Genomic DNA, 19,088 nt, shown 5'->3' with positions numbered 1-19,088 from the left:
TCACTGTATTACCTTGAATACGACTGAGCGTTATATGCTTAATGGCACTGAGCTGCTTTAAATATTTTTCCACTTCAACCAATTGGGCCATGGTTTCGAGGTTACCAAAAGTCACATTGGCACCCACTTGAGCCCCGGTGTCCGCAATCGCATATTTACTAAAATAGTAATCTGCCAAGGCGCCCATCATGGCACTGAGCCCTTGTTCAACCGTTTGTGCCGTACCATTAAAGCTAAAGAGGGGTGGCGTAACGGAGTCAATGCTCGCTTTCGTATACAAGTTTAAACGATAACGTAACTGGCCACCGGCAGGCTCTATCGCCACCAGCGCCAAAAAATCCGCTTGATAGCGTCCAGACACGCTCGCGACGATATCGGCAAACATCCCTTTGACATCATTAGGATTAATTCCCATTAACTCATCGAGATCGAGTATAGGTAACAGGTGCGGTATACCACGATTATCCGATAGGCTCTTAAGCTGCTGGCGCTCACCTAAGGTTGAAGAGTCGCTTAATAAAATCGATTCACCTTCACCTGGCAGGGCAATCCAAAACAGCGTGAGCGGCCGCTGCGTGCCCCACACGGGTAATTGGGCTTGGCGTAACAGGGCAACGACTCTGCGATGCTCAAAGCTGGCCCGCAGTAATAATTGGCCATTTTGCTCAACGTAACCATATTGGCTGAGCAGGCTATCAGGGTTAGCCAGTTGTGCTTGAATGATACTGTTATTAAGGGATTGAGCGCTTCCGGTATTTTTAATGACGACTTGTTCTAATGCACTTTTTAATGCTTTGTTGCGCTCGGGGATGGCACGGGAGGATACTGGAACCTCTGCTTCTGCTAAGGTCTTCACTTCCACAGCATGGAGGCTATTGACCGTGAGCAAACAAAATAAAAACGCCATGAAACGCGGCTTTAATTGAAATTTCAGCATCTTTGAGTAATTAACGTAACGTGAGATTAAGCAAATTGTACCATAGTTCGCGCCTTAAGCGAGACTTGGGGAAATTTAGCCGCACCGCAGCTCAACCACACGACATTAAATCACTAAACAGTGATCTTGTGCGGCAAATTCTGGCTTTTTATTCTGCCATCAGCCAACAATCTGTTATGATCTGGCGGTTTATCCCAAATTCATGAGAATAATTAATGAGACGACTTGCGATCCCCCTTCAAGGCGCGCAAATGCTGTTTGTAGCATTTGGCGCCTTAGTATTAATGCCCTTACTGACCGGACTCGATACCAGTGTTGCACTCTTCACCGCAGGGTTAGGCACATTACTGTTTCAACTTATCACTAAACGCCAAGTACCCATCTTCTTAGCATCTTCCTTCGCGTTTATCGCTCCCATCTTGTATGGCGTACAAACTTGGGGGATCCCGGCCACAATGGGGGGGCTTATGGCTGCGGGCATGGTATATGTGTTATTGGGAGCATTCGTCAGCATTCGTGGCACAGGGTTTATCCATAAACTGTTGCCACCGGTGGTCGTTGGGCCTGTGATCATTATTATCGGGCTAGGTTTAGCGCCTGTCGCCGTTAATATGGCGCTCGGCAAAAGTGGTGATGGCAGCCTGAGTTTAGTGCCGACGAATACCGCATTGATCATCTCAATTGCTTCCTTATGTACCACAATAGCTGTGGCGAGTTTTGCCAAAGGCCTGCTGAAAGTCATGCCGATTCTAGCAGGGATCCTCGTCGGTTATGGACTGAGTTTAGCTTTTGGTATTGTCGATTTTGCCGTCGTCGCGGCCGCAAGCTGGATTGCAATTCCTAAATTTGTTGCACCGGAATTTAACTGGTATGCCATCGCCTTTATGATCCCCGTAGCTATCGCCCCTGCAGTTGAGCACATCGGCGATATCTTGGCGATATCCAACGTAACCGGTAAAGATTTTATGAAAAAACCCGGATTGCACCGCACTCTCACCGGTGACGGTGTTGCGACTATGGCTGCGGCAGCCTTGGGTGGCCCACCAAATACGACATACTCGGAAGTCACAGGGGCCGTAACGTTAACTCGTAACTTCGATCCCAAAATCATGACATGGACCGCCATTACTGCGATTGTATTAGCCTTCGTCGGTAAATTAGGTGCATTAATGCAGACGATCCCTGTGCCTGTGATGGGAGGGATTATGTGTTTGTTGTTTGGTTCGATAGCTGCTGTAGGGCTAAATACCTTAATCCGTAACCATGTGGATTTATCTGAGCCGCGCAACTTAAGCATCGTCGGAGTGACACTGGTCTTTGGTATTGGAGGTATGGCTTTTGGTATTGGTTCATTCAGTCTCACTGGCATTAGTTTGTGCGGTATCGTCGCCATCACCATGAACCTGATATTGCCAGCGACTAAATCTCATGAGCAAGAAGCCTAATATCATTAAAATGCTGAATTTACAGCATATTAACCTACTTTAGACTGATAAAGTCCTTTAACAAAAAAGCCGTGATAACGAGTTATCACGGCTTTTTTACTGCATGGGCAGATTATTCTGCCGTTTTATACTTTTCAGCAGTGGCCTTAATCAAAGGTTGCAATTCACCTTTTTGGAACATCTCGACGACAATATCACAGCCGCCAATCAACTCACCTTCAATCCATAACTGTGGAAAAGTAGGCCAATTAGCATACTTAGGTAACTCCGCACGAATATCAGGGTGCTGTAAAATATCCACAAAAGCAAACTGCTCACCGCAGTTGATCAGGATCTGGGCGACCTGAGATGAAAAGCCACAGCTGGGTAATTTAGGAGAACCCTTCATATAAACGATAATTGGGTTTTCGGCGATCTGTTGCTTAATTTTCTCTACTGTTTCCATGTTAATTCCTAAGTATGATGACATTGACTCAATCACCGTATTGTACGACAGCTCAGCACAGAACAAAATCCCACAGTTTGTAAGGTTATGGCTGCATTTGATTTTTCGATGATGTCTATCTAATCAATTCATTAAACAATGATTCACATCACAAATTTTATCGGTACAATAGTGGCCTGTGAGCACGTTTTAATACGATAACCTAAGACCATGGAGAGAAACTAATGGCTTTCGAATTACCCGCATTACCCTATGCAAAGAACGCACTAGAACCGCACATTTCCCAAGAAACCATTGAATACCACTACGGCAAGCATCACAACACCTATGTTGTTAAATTAAATGGCTTAATCGAAGGAACGGATTTCGCAGGTAAATCCTTAGAAGACATCATCAAAACCTCTACTGGTGGCATTTTTAACAATGCAGCACAAGTGTGGAACCACACTTTCTATTGGAACTGCTTAGCCCCGAATGCCGGTGGCGAGCCAACAGGTCCGGTAGCCGAAGCCATCATCGCCGCTTTTGGTTCTTTCGATGCATTCAAAGCCAAATTCACCGATGCTGCCGTCAATAACTTTGGTAGCGCTTGGACGTGGTTAGTCAAAAAAGCCGATGGTACTGTAGCAATTGTTAACACCAGCAACGCGGCCACACCTCTCACCGATAGCACTGTTACCCCAATTTTGACTGTCGATGTATGGGAACACGCTTACTACATCGATTACCGTAACGTACGTCCTGACTACCTCGCTCACTTCTGGCAATTAGTCAATTGGGACTTTGTTAACCAAAACTTCACCGCTTAACGGTTAACGCATTCAATCCCCACACCAAAAGAGCCCTCATTGGCTCTTTTGGTGATTTCCCTTATCTTCCCGCGCATCCCCCACCAAGCCCCGAGGACACAACAACTGCAATAATTGCGTTTGCAACTATTTGTGATTGTTTTATTTGATATTTTTTGACGCGACGCACAAATTTACGTCTAAGATTAGTATAGGGGACTGAGGTTCCAGTTATCCCTTCCATAATATCACTGGCGTTCAGGGGGTTTATATGGGCATTTTCGAGCATTACCAAAAGCGCTACGAACAAAAACTCGAAGAGGAATACACTTTACAAGAGTTTCTCAACCTCTGCAGAGAAGATCGCAGCGCGTATATGTCAGCATCTGAGCGACTCTTGCTGGCGATTGGCGAGGCGGAAGTAATTGATACCGCTAAAAATCCAACGCTTAGCCGGATTTTTTCTAATCGACTGATCTCACGTTATCCCGCCTTTAAAGATTTTTTTGGTATGGAAGATGCGATCGAACAAATCGTGGCTTACCTTAAACATTCGGCTCAAGGGTTGGAAGAATCTAAGCAAATTTTATATCTGCTCGGCCCCGTGGGTGGCGGTAAATCATCCCTTGCCGAAAAACTCAAAGCATTGATGCAAAAAGTGCCCATTTACATTCTCAGCGCCAATGGGGTGCGCAGCCCAGTCAATGATCATCCTTTTTGCCTCTTTGACGTCGAAGAAGATGGCCAATTGTTAAAAGAGGAATTTAATATTCCAAGCCGCTACTTAAAAACCATTATGTCCCCTTGGGCGGTCAAACGGCTGCATGAGTTTGGCGGCGATATTGCTAAGTTCCGGGTGGTTAAGGTATTTCCCTCTATTTTGGATCAAGTGGCGATCGCGAAAACTGAGCCAGGGGATGAAAACAATCAGGATATTTCATCTTTAGTCGGTAAGGTCGATATTCGGCAACTTGAACATTTCTCCCAAGATGATGCCGATGCCTATGCCTATTCGGGAGCATTATGCCGAGCAAATCAAGGGATAATGGAATTTGTCGAAATGTTCAAAGCCCCGATAAAAGTGCTGCATCCGCTCCTCACCGCAACCCAAGAGGGCAATTACAATGGTACAGAAGGATTATCAGCCCTCCCCTACAACGGTATCATTCTGGCACACTCTAATGAGTCAGAATGGTCAACTTTTAAAAATAATAAAAATAACGAAGCCTTTCTTGATCGGGTGTATATCGTTAAAGTGCCCTATTGTTTACGGGTATCTGAAGAGATACAAATCTATCAAAAACTGCTGGTTAACTCCGAGTTATCCAAGGCGCCCTGCGCTCCGGGAACCCTAGAAACGCTGGCGCAATTTAGTGTGTTATCGCGAATAAAAGCACCCGAAAACTCGTCGATTTACTCCAAAATGCGCGTCTATGACGGTGAGAGCTTGAAAGATACCGATCCTAAAGCGAAATCCTATCAAGAATACCGCGATTACGCTGGCGTTGATGAAGGCATGAATGGGCTGTCGACCCGCTTTGCCTTTAAAATTCTTTCTAAAGTGTTTAACTTTGACCATTCAGAAATTGCCGCCAACCCCGTACATTTATTTTATGTCCTTGAACGGCAAATTGAGCAAGAACAATTCCCCGGTGACACAGGGGAACGATATCTTGAGTTCTTAAAAGGCTATTTGATCCCCAAATATGTGGAGTTTATCGGTAAGGAAATTCAAACCGCATACCTAGAGTCTTACTCTGAGTACGGCCAAAATATTTTCGACCGCTATGTCACCTATGCCGACTTTTGGATCCAGGATCAGGAATATCGAGATCCAGATACTGGCCAACTGTTTGATCGACAAGCCCTTAACGCCGAACTCGAGAAAATTGAAAAACCCGCAGGGATCAGTAATCCCAAAGACTTTCGCAATGAGATCGTCAATTTTGTGCTACGTGCTCGCGCAAACCATGAGGGACACAATCCCCTATGGACCAGCTACGAAAAACTGCGCACCGTCATTGAGAAAAAAATGTTCTCCAACACCGAAGACTTACTGCCCGTCATATCCTTTAATGCGAAAACATCGACAGATGATCAACGTAAACACGATGATTTTGTCAATCGCATGATGGATAAAGGCTATACCAAAAAACAAGTCAGGCTGTTGTCTGAGTGGTATTTACGGGTGCGTAAATCCTCTTAAACTTGCGCTGACTAAGTACGAGGCTTTGGTGCAACCCAAAGCCTTCGCTGGGATGTGAGAGGTGCATATGGCGAACTTTATCGATAGACGATTAAATGCAAAAGGCAAAAGCACAGTCAACCGTCAGCGCTTTATCAACCGATACAAGCAACAAATCAAAAAAGCCGTTAGCGATGCGGTCACCCGCCGCAGTGTAACTGATGTAGATAAAGGAGAAAAAATCACCATCCCCACTCGGGATATTAGTGAACCTCTATTTCACCAAGGCAAAGGCGGGGTACGCGATAGAGTGCACCCAGGTAATGATCAATTTAGCCGCGGGGATAAAATCGATCGCCCCTCCTCAGGTTCAGGCAGTGGCGGTGCGGGGAAAGGCGATGCGGCCAATTCGGGGGAAGGCAGTGATGATTTTATCTTTGAAATCTCTAAGGATGAATACTTAGAGTTGCTTTTTGAAGACTTAGAGTTGCCCAATCTACAAAAAAACCGCCTTAATAAACTGGTTGAATACCAGACTTATCGCGCAGGATTTACCAATGATGGTGTTCCCGCCAATATTAATATTGTCCGCTCCTTACGCTCATCACTGGCACGGCGCACCGCCATGTCCGCCAGTAAAAAACGCTTATTACGGGAATTAGAGCAAGAATTGGCTGAGCTAGAAAATATCCCTGGCACTCAGGCTGAACGGATCATCGCCTTAAAAGCACAAATAGAAGCCTTAACGCAGCAGATCGCTAAGGTCCCCTTTATCGATACCTTTGATTTGCGATTCAACAACTTTGCCAAACGGGAAATCCCCTCAAGCCAAGCCGTGATGTTTTGTCTGATGGACGTCTCTGGTTCCATGGATCAAGCGACCAAAGACATCGCCAAACGTTTTTATATTTTACTTTACCTCTTCCTCACGCGAACCTATAAAAACCTTGAGGTGGTTTATATTCGTCACCATACCCAAGCCAAAGAAGTCGACGAGCATGAATTTTTTTACTCCCAAGAAACCGGTGGGACCATAGTATCGAGCGCCTTAAAATTAATGCATGAGATCCAACAAGCTCGCTACCCCGCAAACGAATGGAATATCTACGCCGCTCAAGCATCTGATGGCGATAACTGGGCAGACGACTCCCCGAGTTGTAAACAATGGTTAGCACAAAAAATACTGCCATTAGTACGTTATTACAGTTATATCGAAATCACCAACCGCGCCCACCAAACCCTGTGGCGTGAATATGAATCCCTACAACAACAGTTTGATAACATTGCGGTGCAACATATTCGTCAAGCTGAAGATATCTACCCAGTCTTTAGAGAGCTCTTTAAAAAGCAGGCGGTTTAGGGGGAAATGATGGGAAAAACACGCAGCACACCATTAAACGACGGTCCAGATTGGACATTTGCCCTATTACAGGACTATTTACAAGAAATAGAACGGGTTGCAGCCATATATCGACTCAATACCTATCCTAATCAAATTGAAGTCATTACCGCCGAACAAATGATGGACGCCTACGCTGGCATTGGGATGCCAATAGGCTATAGCCATTGGTCATTTGGCAAGCGATTTATTGAAACCGAACAGGGCTACAAACGCGGCCAAATGGGCCTTGCCTATGAAATCGTAATTAACTCCAACCCCTGTATTGCCTACCTGATGGAAGAAAATACGATCACCATGCAAGCATTGGTGATGGCCCACGCCTGTTTTGGTCATAACAGTTTTTTTAAAAATAACTATTTGTTTAAAACCTGGACCGATGCCAGTTCCATCATCGATTACTTAGTGTTCGCTAAACACTATATCAGTGACTGCGAGCAAAAATATGGCACTGAACAAGTTGAAAGTATCATCGACTCCTGCCATGCATTGATGAATTATGGGGTTGACCGCTACAAGCGCCCATCAGAAATCTCCTTCAGTGAAGAACAAGCCAGACAAAAGGAACGCGAGGCGTATCTACAAAGCCAAGTCAATGATCTTTGGCGCACAATTCCAACCCAGCATCTCGGACAGTCGCAAATAGAAACACGCCGATTTCCGCCCGAGCCACAGGAAAATATTCTGTACTTTATAGAGAAACATGCTCCCTTACTTGAGCCATGGCAACGGGAAATTATCCGGATAGTACGCAAAATGGCACAGTATTTTTATCCACAAAAACAAACACAAGTGATGAATGAGGGCTGGGCAACCTTCTGGCATTACACCCTGTTAAACCATTTATACGATGATGGGGTCGTTAGCGATAGATTTATGATGGAGTTTCTGCAAAGCCATACCGGGGTAATAGCCCAACCCCCCTACAACAGCCGAGCCTACAACGGCATCAATCCCTACGCCTTAGGCTTTGCGATGTTTACCGATATACGCAGAATTTGCGAAGAGCCCACCGATGAAGATAGGGCCTGGTTTCCTGATATCGCCGGCAGTAATTGGCTTGATACATTACACTTCGCCATGCAAAATTTTAAAGATGAGAGTTTTATCAGCCAATATCTCTCACCTAAGGTCATCCGTCAGTTTAAATTATTCGGGATCCACGATGATGAAAAACAAAACTATTTATCCGTCTCGGCCATTCACGATGAACAAGGTTACCGGGATATTAGGCAACTACTGTCACAGCAGTATAATTTGTCTAATATTGAACCCAATATCCAAATCTACAATGTGGAAATTAATGGTAATCGCTCCTTAACGTTAAGGTATGTACCTAATAACGCTATCCCACTGGCAAACACCTATAAAGAAGTATTAAAGCATTTACATCGACTATGGGGATTTACCGTGATGTTAGAGCAAAAAAATAGCGATAACAGCACGACCCTATTAGCCAGCTGCCCTGAGTGACCGAATGCCATCAAAAAAGCCGTTTCCACTGGAAACGGCTTTACTATTGACCAATCATTTCAGCATAAACTCATGAGCTATGGGTGATCATCACAACTATAGCTACCTATCACAATTGGGAGCTACCCATCACAATTGGGCCATCCGCTGAATTTGAACAAGCAGCTCATCAGCCGCACATTCTTAAGCGATCAGTTATCTTGAGCAATTGATGCAGGCATATCATCGCGCAACTGCAACCACATTTTACCACTATTAATACCATAGGTACGCATTAACGCAGGCACATCAACATAGTTGTTTGCTTTCGCCAGTTGTTCCAAGTCTTTATAGAAATTTAACGCTAAAAGGCGAGCATCTTGACTGCTAAAATAATAACGACCAACTCGGCTATATAAGCCTTTAAAGCCATTTAAAATCAACACATATAACGGATTGCCAGAGGAAAATGCCAAGGTATGATGTAATAGATAATCATATTCGGCAAAGGATTCAGCGGTATCTTCTAATTGATGAATTTTTGCTAACACATCAACCGCAGTCTCAGGGTTATAACGCAGCGCCCCTCGAAAATAAATCGCACTGACATTGGTTCTGGCAGAGAGTAATTGATCAACGAGAACTGGAAAACCTTCAGGATTGAGATCAGCAATCGTCTCAAGAATATTTAACCCCGAGGTTTCCCAAAAATTGTTAACTCTTGTTGGCTTACCATGTTGAATTTTTAACCAACCATCACGCGCCAAACGCTGTAACACTTCTCGTAACGTTGTACGGGTTACACCGATCAGTTCAGAAAGTTCACGTTCAGCCGGTAAAATGGACCCTGGTGGAAATTTGTTTTCCCAAATAGATCTTACAATATATTTTTCTGCAAAACTTGCAGGTCCCTTGGCGTTGATAATCATCAGCCCACTTTTCCAGTTGTTATGCTTTATAATAGTTACTGATCATACCAGAGCGGTAAAAAATGAAAACCACTGACTGAATTTCGAAGCATTTTTACCGTGCAACTGTCACATAAATCGTCAAAAACCGATCACCATCAGGGATTGACATACTAAATTTGCAGCGAAATTCATCCTTAGCATACCGTTACACGTTACATTAACCACAACTCAGGCTAAGAGATAAATAGAGGCAATAAGCACGGAAAAAATTCAAATAGTTACCCCAAAACGTGCGCTTTAGGCTGGTAACTCACGGCGAATATTCCCGTCAATAATGAGCCGCTTGCAAATCAACACCGAGAGCCGCCCAACGGGCTGTTTAAAATGCATTTATTATCCAGAGCTGAGGTTACATTAGTATTATCTTTAGGTTAGACTCATTTTTTAAAACTATGCGTACAATGCAGCAACGAGAGAAGAGAGGAAAACATGCCGGTGACCATGAGCCAGGCGTTTATAGGCAACTTCTTAGGCAATTCACCTAAGTGGTACAAACTCGCCATATTGTCATTTTTAATTATCAATCCAATACTCTTTTTCTATGTCAGTCCGTTTGTGGCTGGTTGGGTATTGGTGCTTGAATTTATTTTTACCCTAGCAATGGCATTAAAATGCTACCCGCTACAACCCGGTGGTTTATTAGCCATAGAAGCTGTGGCGATTGGAATGACCTCTGCCAGCCAAGTTTTGCATGAAATCGAGGCAAACCTTGAGGTGTTATTACTGCTGGTCTTTATGGTGGCCGGTATCTACTTTATGAAGCAATTACTGTTGTTTTGCTTCACCAAAATCATTACCAAAATACGCTCTAAGATATCCGTATCTTTAATGTTTTGTTTAGCTTCAGCTTTTTTATCGGCATTTTTAGACGCATTGACCGTTATCGCGGTGATCATTACTGTGGCGGTCGGATTTTACTCCATTTACCACAAGGTTGCGTCAGGAAAGGATTTTAATGACCCTACTACTGATGAGGATGATAACGACGAACCATTAAATGAAGCTGAATTAGACTCATTCCGTGGTTTTTTGCGTAATTTATTGATGCACGCTGGTGTGGGTACCGCCCTCGGTGGTGTGTGCACTATGGTCGGTGAGCCACAAAACTTAATCATTGCGGCCCAGGCAAACTGGCAATTTGCTGAATTTGCTCTGAGGATGTCACCTGTATCCGTGCCAGTATTGCTGGCGGGTATCTTAACCTGCTATTTAGTGGAAAAATTCCATCTCTTTGGCTACGGCGCACAATTGCCTGATGCTGTTCATAAAATCCTTTGTGACTATGCAGCCTATGAAGATGCCCGCCGCACCAACAAAGACAATATGAAATTAATTGTCCAAGCCTTTGTCGGGATTTGGTTGATCGCAGGCTTAGCGCTGCATTTAGCTTCTGTTGGCTTGATCGGACTCTCGGTGATTATTTTAACGACCGCCTTTAACGGGGTAACTGATGAACACGCTTTAGGCAAAGCCTTTGAAGAAGCCCTCCCCTTTACCGCACTGTTGGCCGTCTTTTTTGCCGTCGTTGGGGTAATTATCGATCAGCACCTGTTTGGCCCAGTCATCCAATGGGCGCTGAGTTATCAAGGCAATACACAGCTGGTTATTTTCTATATTGCCAATGGATTACTATCAATGGTGAGCGATAACGTGTTTGTCGGCACGGTATACATTAATGAAGTGAAAGCCGCACTACTTAATGGCCAAATTAGCCGCGATCAATTCGACTTACTCGCCGTGGCTATCAACACCGGAACGAACTTGCCTTCAGTCGCAACGCCGAATGGTCAGGCCGCCTTCCTGTTTTTGTTAACCTCTGCTTTAGCCCCTCTCATTCGCCTATCCTATGGCCGAATGGTGTGGATGGCGCTACCTTACACCATTGTGTTATCGGTAGTTGGCGTGTTAGCCATTGAAACGGGGTTCTTAGAGCAAGTCACTCAATACTTTTATGACACACAGATGATTATCCATCACAGTGTTAAAGACGCATTACCCCTTAGTAGTGGTCACTGAGTTTTTTGAGTTGACTGAACTTTTGTGAGTTAAGTAGAGTCCAAACAACGCCCTCGATGTGTGAGGGCGTTTTCGTTGACACTGGTCGTTAAGCTTATTATTAATGACCGTTATTAGCATGGAGCACACCTTTTGACTACCTTCATCCGCTTTACCCATTCGCGACTGTCTTGGTTACTCCTTGCGGTCACCGCCCTGTTGCTTGAACTGGTTGCGCTGTATTTTCAGTATGGAATGAAATTAGAGCCTTGTGTAATGTGTATCTACCAACGACTGGCTCTTTTTGGGATCCTAATGGCAGGGCTCATCGGGATGACAGCGCCTAAACTCACGCTGGTGAGGATCTTAAGTGCCTTAGTCTGGGTTGTCAGTGCCACATGGGGATTGAAATTAGCGTTAACGTTAGTGGAGATGCAAGCCAATCCATCACCATTTTCAACCTGCTCATTTTTGCCTGAGTTTCCAACGTGGATGCCCCTTCACGAATGGTTTCCTGCAGTAATGTTGCCCACTGGCATGTGCACGGATGTCCCATGGGAATTTTTAGGGATCACGATGGCACAATGGATGGTGGTGATCTTTTGTGGTTTCCTTGCCATGTGGCTATTATTTTTAGTGCCGATGCTAACTGGCCACCATAAACACTCGCAATACCCACACATCAATTAATGGCCTGCTTACCCTTAAACTCCGTGCAACTTACGCGTGTCTACCTATAATTACGCCTTGATTGGGCAAACAACAGCATGCTACCAAGTCAACGTCTTAAACGATTAGCAGACTCAAGCAGCTAATCGTTTAAGGCGATGATATACTCAGCGCAGTTAATCGCACCGCAGACTATCAGTCACATTAAGCTGACAATTGTCGTTTGGCGATTTCATGATCAAATAAATTTTTAATTAACCCAGAAAACTCAGTGACAAATAAGGTTTGCGCAGGCGTTGCTTTTTGGTTAGCGACGTTGGCGAGGATTTCTTCTAAATCGTACACTATGGCATCAACTTCACGGATAATCGTATTACGTTCAGCAAAGGTCAAAGATGGATTTTGACCACATATCATAATAATCTGCGCCGAAAGTTGCGCTTCAAATAACTCCATTACGGTATCTTCTACCATACTTTGTGTACCAGGCGTTTCAAATAATCCAAGGTGTTCCGTCAAATATTGGATTAAATGCATGTAGCCGTCTTTATCTGTTACCATTTTTTACCCTTGAAGACATAGCAAAATAAGCGTCTGAAGGCCTTATTAATATTATCCATAACCTCCTCTGTCGTTAGACAGCAGCAAGCGAAGCGGTACATTGATAGCCTTAATGATGATGGTTATTAAACTATCAGATTGGCGCAGAGATCCCTTGCGCTATATCAATACTTTTGCACGCGATATTATTCTGAGCGAATACTGGCGCAATATTTCCCAGTCAAAACGAGTAAGTTAAGTGAATCGCTAAGGCTAATCACTTAACTTACTGGGTTAAGGTAAGCACAAATGACACTGGGACCGCTTGGCTAATAGCGGATAATCCTGCAATTTCTCGCAACTTATCAAGCCCCGCCACTAAAGCAAATTCGTTAGCATTCACAATAATAGGCTGCATACTATTGACCAATAGCTTATGCTCGCTCACTTTAGTGACCATCACCGCAAATTTTTTCGTTTGGGACTTACCATGCAGCTCAATTTTAGCATCCATATCCCAGATCTGAGTCTCACCCATTTTAATAGCGTGTAATTTGCTATTATCCACCTGGGATGTCAACTTGAGTTGCGGATATAATGCCACTTCAAACAACATATTTTGCATACGTTCATCGCGCACCGAGATGCCAGTCGCCACACTTGCTAACGGGATAGATAGCTCAAATTTGCCATTGTCTTTCAAGGTCCCTTTTAGCTGTTTAAAATAGTGAGCCTCACCAATATCACCTTTTTTCACCGACACAAAACTGACTCGTGAGCCCTGCTCTATCACCTGCCATTGCGCGGCAGAGTGAAAACTTATCATCGCTGAGCATAGGGCTAATTTTGTCCATTTATTCATGATTTCCGTCCTCTATGGCTGAACTTAACGGCGCTGATGACAACAGCATTTGAGCCTCAAGACTAAGCCAGAAAGCTTAAGATCAAGACCTAAACTGGGCTTCAATTAAGCATCAGTCTCTAGGCATTAAGCCGCTAATTGATGAGCCCAACGCTGCACGACCAGACACAACACCTCTTCCAGTCATCCCTGCTAAAGATAGTCGGTTAATCCATGAGCAACCAGTTTTACACTCGCAGCAACCAACGGTCTAAACTGTTGGCAAAAGCCTGTTTATCCGCTTGAGAGAAGGTCTGAGGCCCCCCCGTTTGCACACCGGCACTACGTAACTCCTCCATTAAATCGCGCATTGTGAGTTTTTGCTGAATATTATCAACCGTATACAACTCACCACGCGGATTCAACGCCACCGCGCCCTTTTCCACCACTAATGCAGCCAAAGGAATATCTGCTGTGATCACTAAATGACTCGGTTCAACATGATCAACGATATATTGATCTGCCACATCAAATCCGCTGCCGACACGGATCTGGCGGATATAAGTCGACGGTGGGATGCGGATCGGCTGATTGGCCACCAGCACCACAGGCAACATTTTGCGCTGCGCCGCGCGAAATAACATTTCTTTAATCGGGTTAGGACAAGCATCGGCATCCACCCAAATTTTATATTGACTCAAAAGCGGCACTCCAACTGGTCACCCCATGTAAAGACTTCAATCTATTAACACACTGAATGCAACTTATAGGCATAAACAACTCAAATAGCTCAAATAAGGCCACACCCTGCATCGACCACTCTGCCGTACATAAAGAATTTAGCCATAAATTAAGCCGCAACGTAAACTTATACTTAACTGACTGTTAATTAAATCAATATAAATTAAGCCATTGTTAATTAAGTCAATATAAGCCAATACCTGAGAAGTAAGTTAAGTTGCTAGGCAATCTGCGTGGATCATTAAGTATGATGGCGCAGGCCATACAGAGCATCAAGGGGCAAGACGATCGAGTTCCCACACACAAGGCACTGCTGGCTGACGGTCACCATGGGTATCATTTTCACGACGAGTATAAATAAAGCGATCGTGTAAGCGGTGCTCGCCACCTTGCCAAAATTCGATACTCGAGGGTTTAATCAAGTAGCCCCCCCAAAAATGCGGCAATGGCACTTCTCCTTGGGCAAATTTGGCCTTCATCTCCAAAAATTTGCCTTCAAGCACTTGTCTGGCACTGAGTTTACTCGACTGCTGTGATACCCAGGCTGCTATTTGGCTGTCCTTTGGCCGGGTCATAAAATATTTGATGACTTCAGCGGTCGACAGGGCCTGAGCCTCACCGAGCACTGCCACTTGGCGCTCGAGGGGATGCCAAGGAAACAGCAAACTGACTTTATTATTCACTGCGATCTGCTGCGCTTTACGACTGCCTAAATTTGTAAAAAAAACAAAGCCATTTTCATCAAATCGTTTCAATAACACGATGCGTTGAAAGGGTTGCCCTTGGTCATCAACCGTGGCCACGCACATAGCAGTGGGATCACTAAGCTCAGCATCCCTTGCTTGAGTCATCCACTGGGCAAATAAATCCATAGGATTAGCCGGTAAATCGGCTCGGCGCAGGCCGCCTTTTAAGTATTCACGACGGATATCGCTAAGATCTGGCATAGGGCTTCCTCAATCGGCGCTCAGCACCACTACTGATGATGAATATTATATTTATAATCAATCTATTATATTTATGGCTGGGTTTAATTTGTTGAGTACAACGATCTTGGCTAAACCGCTTCTGGCTTAACTAAACCGCTATCGGTTTCACTCAGACGATAGTGTAAAACTTTCAAGGATTTTTCGGCAGACACATCGTTAAAGGCCTCAGGATTATCGAGTCGCGTGACATAACTCAAGGCGGGCGCCGCTTCAGTCACTTGTTGGCGTAAAAATGCCGTATCCAACTCAGGGGCATTTAAGCACAGTAGCACTTCTCCCTGCTTAGCCAGTAACTCAGGTAACCGCCGGATCAGGCGCACATAATCTTTGGTTGCGACAAAACTGCCCTTTTGATTACTCGGAGGATCGGCAACGATGATGTCGTAGGGGCCGAGTTTTTTAAGTTTGCCCCAAGACTTAAAAATGTCGTGTCCTAAAAAACGCGCGCCAGCGGTAAATCCATTAAGTAAATGATTTTGCTTGCCTATGGCCAACGCGCCCTTACTCATATCCATATTGACCACTTCATCAGCGCCCCCCTGCAGTGCGGCCACGGAAAAACCACAGGTATAAGCAAATAAATTTAATACTTTTTTATGGCGCGCATGATGCCTCACCCACTGGCGTCCATTGGCCATATCTAAAAACAAGCCATGATTTTGACCGCGCAGTAAATGTACCAAGAAGTGCGCCCCATTTTCAGTGACGATATGCGGCTCAGGCACTTCGCCTTCAAGTAACTCAGTCACCGTTTCACTTGCACTACGATATTGATAAACAAGATTTAACGGACGTTCTGGATAACATTCTTGCCAACGCGTTGCGATAGCCTGATGGCAAGTGGTTAATTCAGCCTTGGCAAGTGGAGTGAAACTGGTTAACAACAACACCGGAGAAAACCAATCTAAGCAGAGGTGCTCACTGCCAGAATAATACCCGCCTCGGCCATGAAATAACCGCTTGGCATCCTCTGTAAAAGCAATTGTCGAGAGCACTTTTAAAAAACTTTGCATTATCTACTACTTATTTATCTCAGTTGAACCTATGTTGGCTTGCTCGCCAACGGCATTAGGCGTATCCACATTCGCCACGAGTTTATCGTCCACATCATCCGATAACAAAATGGCTAACCAACTGCCACTTTGGCTCGATTCGAGCGCAATTTTGACCACCATAGTCAAGGGCACAGATAACAGCATACCGACCGAGCCCAGTAACCAGCCCCAAAAAATTAACGATAAAAACACCACTAAAGTCGACAAACCGAGACCCCGACCCATAAACTTAGGCTCGACAAAATTGCCCATCACCATATTTGCGGCAATGTAGAGCATAGCCGTCCCCCCCGCCGCAGCGGGCCCTAATTGAATAAAGGCCAGCATGACTGCCGGGATCGCCGCGATAATCGAGCCAATATTGGGGATATAGTTAAATAAAAAGGCAATCACCGCCCATAGCAAGGCGTAATTCACCCCAATAAGAGCCAAACCTACGCCAACTATCACCCCGGTTGCTAAGCTGACCAAGGTTTTTATCACCATATATTGATTCACCGATTGCAAGAAACGATCGATCTGTTTTAAGCGCATATCCGGATCGTCTAACGCTAAATGCAACTTTTTCGGTAATGACTGAGCTTCAAACAACATAAACACGATGGTGAGAATGATGAGAAATAAATTCGCCATCACATTACCAACACCGGAGAGCATATTGGTCGTCATCGACAACGCCATGCCAGGGTCAAAGTAAGCTAAGACCTGCTCCTTAGATATATGGATATTTAATGCCTGTAATTTATTCAATATCCAAGAAAACTGCTCGACTAATTGGCCACGGTACTGAGGCAATTGCTTTGAAAACTCATTGATAGAACTGCCAACGAGTGACGCCACCCACAAGCCCATCAACACGATAAACCCCATCAACAGGATCACCGCCAACCACTTAGGCACCCGAAAGCGGGTCATCAAGCCGATGGCAGGATTACAGATAACCGCCAAAAAACTCGATAATACAAAGGGTACCACAATCGGACTCGCCGCCTTTATGCCCGCCAAAATAATCACGACAAAAGCGATCACCGCAAAGCCTCGGTAGGCTGCAGAAGGTGCATTAGGATGGATCATGTCATAAAAATCCTTCTTGATCGTAAATAAAATTGCTAGGCTAACATAAGACAACCGCTTAACTTAAGCTGCCACTTAACAATAACACAGCGCCATTATGAAACCAGAAACCGCAATTATACGCATTAAAAACTTACGACTTCGTACTTTTATTGGCATTAAAGAAGATGAAATTCAAAATCGCCAAGATGTCATCGTCAATGTTGTTATCCATTATTGCGCGGCGCGCTCCCGCAATAGTGACAATGTTGAAGATGCCCTAAATTACCGAACCATTACCAAACAGATCATTGAGCTTATCGAAAATCATCGTTTTTCGTTACTCGAGAACCTGACCAGCCAAACCTTAGCGATCGCCAGTGCCCATCCTTGGGTGGAGTTTGCCAGTGTGGAAATAGACAAACCCCATGCGTTGCGCTTTGCCGATTCCGTTTCGATGGAATTGTGCTATCAAAAAGATAACCTTAGCTAAAACCGCAGTATATCAACAATGTGGAATGAAGCTGTGCATGCTTAATCCTGCAAGCACTCCAATTTCCCCGTTAAATAATGCGAGGAAAACGTGAATAACAGTGATCCCTGCGCCCGCAGCAACGTACAAGAGTGTATACGCAAGTGTATCCGAGCGCTTACCAAATTGAGGGAATGCCCATGAAGATATTGATTACCGGCGCAAGTGGATTTATCGGTAGCCAACTGGTCGCACGCTTGGCGCCCGACCATCAACTGACCATTCTATCACGCCATCCACAAACCTCGCGCCAATTGCTAGGAACCGAGCACCAATATCTTGCCAGTCTTAATGAAATTGACGATTTAAATCATATTGATGCCATCGTCAACTTGGCTGGTGAACCCATAGTGGCAAAACGTTGGAGCAAACAGCAAAAACAAGTGATTTGTGACAGCCGCTGGAATATCACCGCCAGACTCAGCCAATTGATATCCCAAAGTCAACATCCCCCAAAAGTGTTAGTGAGCGCGTCCGCCATCGGCTTTTACGGCCGTCAAGGGCAACAACGTCTAGACGAGGATGCCACACCCCATGTCGAGTTCAGCCATGAAATCTGTCACACCTGGGAGCAATTAGCCTTAAGCGCAGCATCTGACAACACCCGCGTCTGCATCATTCGCATCGGCATTGTCCTTGGCCAAGGCGGCGCGCTGGCGAAAATGTTACCGCCCTTCAAGCTGGGGCTTGGTGGCCCAATTGGCCATGGCCGTCAAGGTATGAGTTGGATACATGTAGAGGATCTTCTTGGGCTTATCGACTTTTTACTCCGCCATGACACATGCCAAGGTATATTCAATGCCACGGCGCCTCACCCCGTCAGTAATGCCGAATTTAGCCAAGCCCTAGGAAAAGCCCTGCATCGCCCAGCTTGTCTCCCCATGCCCGCACTGCTTTTACGCTTAGCGATGGGTGAAATGTCAGAACTCCTTACCGAAGGTCAATTTGTGATCCCTAAGCGGGCCTTGGAGGCCGGTTTTCGCTTCAAATATCCGCAGCTGCAAGCCGCCTTAACCCAAGTGGTGGCACAATAAACCGAGTCAGCTCACAG

18 protein-coding genes are annotated in these 19,088 nt (G+C 45.0%); 9 read left to right on the top strand and 9 right to left on the bottom strand.

All coding sequences use genetic code 11. The features are described 5' to 3' along the window. Positions 1-937 (bottom strand): DUF2066 domain-containing protein (locus tag ACRCZA_RS07570; RefSeq protein ID WP_438673843.1); only part of this gene is annotated, 937 nt, incomplete at its 3' end. Positions 938-1,152: 215 nt separating this feature from the next. Here ACRCZA_RS07570 and ACRCZA_RS07565 point away from each other — a divergent pair. Then, entirely contained in the window at positions 1,153-2,382 is a 1,230-nt protein-coding gene (locus ACRCZA_RS07565; protein ID WP_438673842.1) for a uracil-xanthine permease family protein, read from the top strand. Positions 2,383-2,494: 112 nt separating this feature from the next. On the opposite strand, the gene ACRCZA_RS07560 is transcribed toward ACRCZA_RS07565, so the two are convergent. Further along, positions 2,495-2,827: a Grx4 family monothiol glutaredoxin gene (locus tag ACRCZA_RS07560; protein WP_438673841.1), complete on the bottom strand. Its 333-nt coding sequence runs from the start codon at positions 2,825-2,827 to the stop codon at positions 2,495-2,497. Between the two features lie 224 nt (positions 2,828-3,051). On the opposite strand from ACRCZA_RS07560, the gene sodB reads away from it, so the two are divergent. The 4 genes from sodB to ACRCZA_RS07540 all read left to right on the top strand — a co-directional run bounded on the left by sodB (position 3,052) and on the right by ACRCZA_RS07540 (position 8,672). After that, positions 3,052-3,636 (top strand): superoxide dismutase [Fe], encoded by a 585-nt coding sequence (gene sodB / locus ACRCZA_RS07555; protein ID WP_438673840.1) that lies wholly within the window; start codon positions 3,052-3,054, stop codon positions 3,634-3,636. A 250-nt stretch (positions 3,637-3,886) separates the two neighbouring features. Further along, entirely contained in the window at positions 3,887-5,821 is a 1,935-nt protein-coding gene (locus ACRCZA_RS07550) for a PrkA family serine protein kinase (protein ID WP_438673839.1), read from the top strand. A 67-nt stretch (positions 5,822-5,888) separates the two neighbouring features. Beyond that, positions 5,889-7,160: a YeaH/YhbH family protein gene (locus ACRCZA_RS07545; RefSeq protein ID WP_438673838.1), complete on the top strand. Its 1,272-nt coding sequence runs from the start codon at positions 5,889-5,891 to the stop codon at positions 7,158-7,160. A 9-nt stretch (positions 7,161-7,169) separates the two neighbouring features. Further along, on the top strand, positions 7,170-8,672 hold the full coding sequence (locus ACRCZA_RS07540; RefSeq protein WP_438673844.1) for a SpoVR family protein: 1,503 nt from the start codon (positions 7,170-7,172) through the stop codon (positions 8,670-8,672). Between the two features lie 191 nt (positions 8,673-8,863). Here the strand turns inward: ACRCZA_RS07540 and fadR are convergent, their stop codons facing one another. Then, the gene (gene fadR, locus ACRCZA_RS07535) at positions 8,864-9,580 is read right to left on the bottom strand and encodes a fatty acid metabolism transcriptional regulator FadR (RefSeq protein WP_438673837.1); all 717 of its coding nucleotides are present in this window, start codon (positions 9,578-9,580) and stop codon (positions 8,864-8,866) included. Positions 9,581-10,051: 471 nt separating this feature from the next. Between fadR and nhaB the strand changes: the two genes are divergently transcribed. Beyond that, positions 10,052-11,638 (top strand): sodium/proton antiporter NhaB, encoded by a 1,587-nt coding sequence (gene nhaB, locus ACRCZA_RS07530; protein ID WP_438673836.1) that lies wholly within the window; start codon positions 10,052-10,054, stop codon positions 11,636-11,638. A gap of 132 nt (positions 11,639-11,770) precedes the next feature. After that, positions 11,771-12,307, top strand: coding sequence for a disulfide bond formation protein DsbB (gene dsbB, locus ACRCZA_RS07525; RefSeq protein WP_438673835.1), 537 nt, complete (start codon positions 11,771-11,773; stop codon positions 12,305-12,307). Between the two features lie 183 nt (positions 12,308-12,490). Here the strand turns inward: dsbB and ACRCZA_RS07520 are convergent, their stop codons facing one another. The 6 genes from ACRCZA_RS07520 to ACRCZA_RS07495 all read right to left on the bottom strand — a co-directional run bounded on the left by ACRCZA_RS07520 (position 12,491) and on the right by ACRCZA_RS07495 (position 17,526). Then, a complete protein-coding gene (locus tag ACRCZA_RS07520; protein ID WP_438673834.1) occupies positions 12,491-12,847 on the bottom strand; it encodes a DUF3802 family protein in 357 nt (118 codons plus the stop codon). A gap of 265 nt (positions 12,848-13,112) precedes the next feature. Further along, a complete protein-coding gene (locus ACRCZA_RS07515) occupies positions 13,113-13,688 on the bottom strand; it encodes a YceI family protein (RefSeq protein ID WP_438673833.1) in 576 nt (191 codons plus the stop codon). A 227-nt stretch (positions 13,689-13,915) separates the two neighbouring features. Then, positions 13,916-14,368, bottom strand: a complete 453-nt coding sequence (locus ACRCZA_RS07510; protein WP_438673832.1) for a YaiI/YqxD family protein — start codon at positions 14,366-14,368, stop codon at positions 13,916-13,918. Positions 14,369-14,680: 312 nt separating this feature from the next. Beyond that, complete coding sequence (gene pdxH, locus ACRCZA_RS07505) at positions 14,681-15,355, bottom strand: pyridoxamine 5'-phosphate oxidase (protein WP_438673831.1); 675 nt, start codon at positions 15,353-15,355, stop codon at positions 14,681-14,683. A 110-nt stretch (positions 15,356-15,465) separates the two neighbouring features. Further along, positions 15,466-16,410, bottom strand: a complete 945-nt coding sequence (locus ACRCZA_RS07500) for a class I SAM-dependent methyltransferase (RefSeq protein WP_438673830.1) — start codon at positions 16,408-16,410, stop codon at positions 15,466-15,468. 6 nt (positions 16,411-16,416) lie between these two features. Next, positions 16,417-17,526: an AI-2E family transporter gene (locus ACRCZA_RS07495; RefSeq protein ID WP_438673829.1), complete on the bottom strand. Its 1,110-nt coding sequence runs from the start codon at positions 17,524-17,526 to the stop codon at positions 16,417-16,419. A 97-nt stretch (positions 17,527-17,623) separates the two neighbouring features. Here ACRCZA_RS07495 and folX point away from each other — a divergent pair, with 97 nt between their 5' ends. Both folX and ACRCZA_RS07485 read left to right on the top strand, forming a co-directional pair. Continuing rightward, entirely contained in the window at positions 17,624-17,998 is a 375-nt protein-coding gene (gene folX / locus ACRCZA_RS07490; protein WP_438673828.1) for a dihydroneopterin triphosphate 2'-epimerase, read from the top strand. A gap of 179 nt (positions 17,999-18,177) precedes the next feature. Continuing rightward, on the top strand, positions 18,178-19,071 hold the full coding sequence (locus tag ACRCZA_RS07485; protein ID WP_438673827.1) for a TIGR01777 family oxidoreductase: 894 nt from the start codon (positions 18,178-18,180) through the stop codon (positions 19,069-19,071). The last annotated feature ends 17 nt before the right edge of the window (positions 19,072-19,088 follow it).

Origin of the sequence: Shewanella sp. (assembly GCF_051658185.1) — a bacterium.
Taxonomy (GTDB): domain Bacteria; phylum Pseudomonadota; class Gammaproteobacteria; order Enterobacterales; family Shewanellaceae; genus Shewanella.
This window is presented reverse-complemented; position numbering and strand designations above follow the sequence as displayed.

Coding starts and splice junctions, on each gene's coding strand:
- ACRCZA_RS07565 (WP_438673842.1), top strand. CDS start 1,153: ATGAGACGACTTGCGATCCCCCTTCAAGGCGCGCAAATGCTGTTTGTA.
- ACRCZA_RS07560 (WP_438673841.1), bottom strand. CDS start 2,827: ATGGAAACAGTAGAGAAAATTAAGCAACAGATCGCCGAAAACCCAATT.
- sodB (WP_438673840.1), top strand. CDS start 3,052: ATGGCTTTCGAATTACCCGCATTACCCTATGCAAAGAACGCACTAGAA.
- ACRCZA_RS07550 (WP_438673839.1), top strand. CDS start 3,887: ATGGGCATTTTCGAGCATTACCAAAAGCGCTACGAACAAAAACTCGAA.
- ACRCZA_RS07545 (WP_438673838.1), top strand. CDS start 5,889: ATGGCGAACTTTATCGATAGACGATTAAATGCAAAAGGCAAAAGCACA.
- ACRCZA_RS07540 (WP_438673844.1), top strand. CDS start 7,170: ATGGGAAAAACACGCAGCACACCATTAAACGACGGTCCAGATTGGACA.
- fadR (WP_438673837.1), bottom strand. CDS start 9,580: ATGATTATCAACGCCAAGGGACCTGCAAGTTTTGCAGAAAAATATATT.
- nhaB (WP_438673836.1), top strand. CDS start 10,052: ATGCCGGTGACCATGAGCCAGGCGTTTATAGGCAACTTCTTAGGCAAT.
- ACRCZA_RS07520 (WP_438673834.1), bottom strand. CDS start 12,847: ATGGTAACAGATAAAGACGGCTACATGCATTTAATCCAATATTTGACG.
- ACRCZA_RS07515 (WP_438673833.1), bottom strand. CDS start 13,688: ATGAATAAATGGACAAAATTAGCCCTATGCTCAGCGATGATAAGTTTT.
- pdxH (WP_438673831.1), bottom strand. CDS start 15,355: ATGCCAGATCTTAGCGATATCCGTCGTGAATACTTAAAAGGCGGCCTG.
- ACRCZA_RS07500 (WP_438673830.1), bottom strand. CDS start 16,410: ATGCAAAGTTTTTTAAAAGTGCTCTCGACAATTGCTTTTACAGAGGAT.
- ACRCZA_RS07495 (WP_438673829.1), bottom strand. CDS start 17,526: ATGATCCATCCTAATGCACCTTCTGCAGCCTACCGAGGCTTTGCGGTG.
- folX (WP_438673828.1), top strand. CDS start 17,624: ATGAAACCAGAAACCGCAATTATACGCATTAAAAACTTACGACTTCGT.
- ACRCZA_RS07485 (WP_438673827.1), top strand. CDS start 18,178: ATGAAGATATTGATTACCGGCGCAAGTGGATTTATCGGTAGCCAACTG.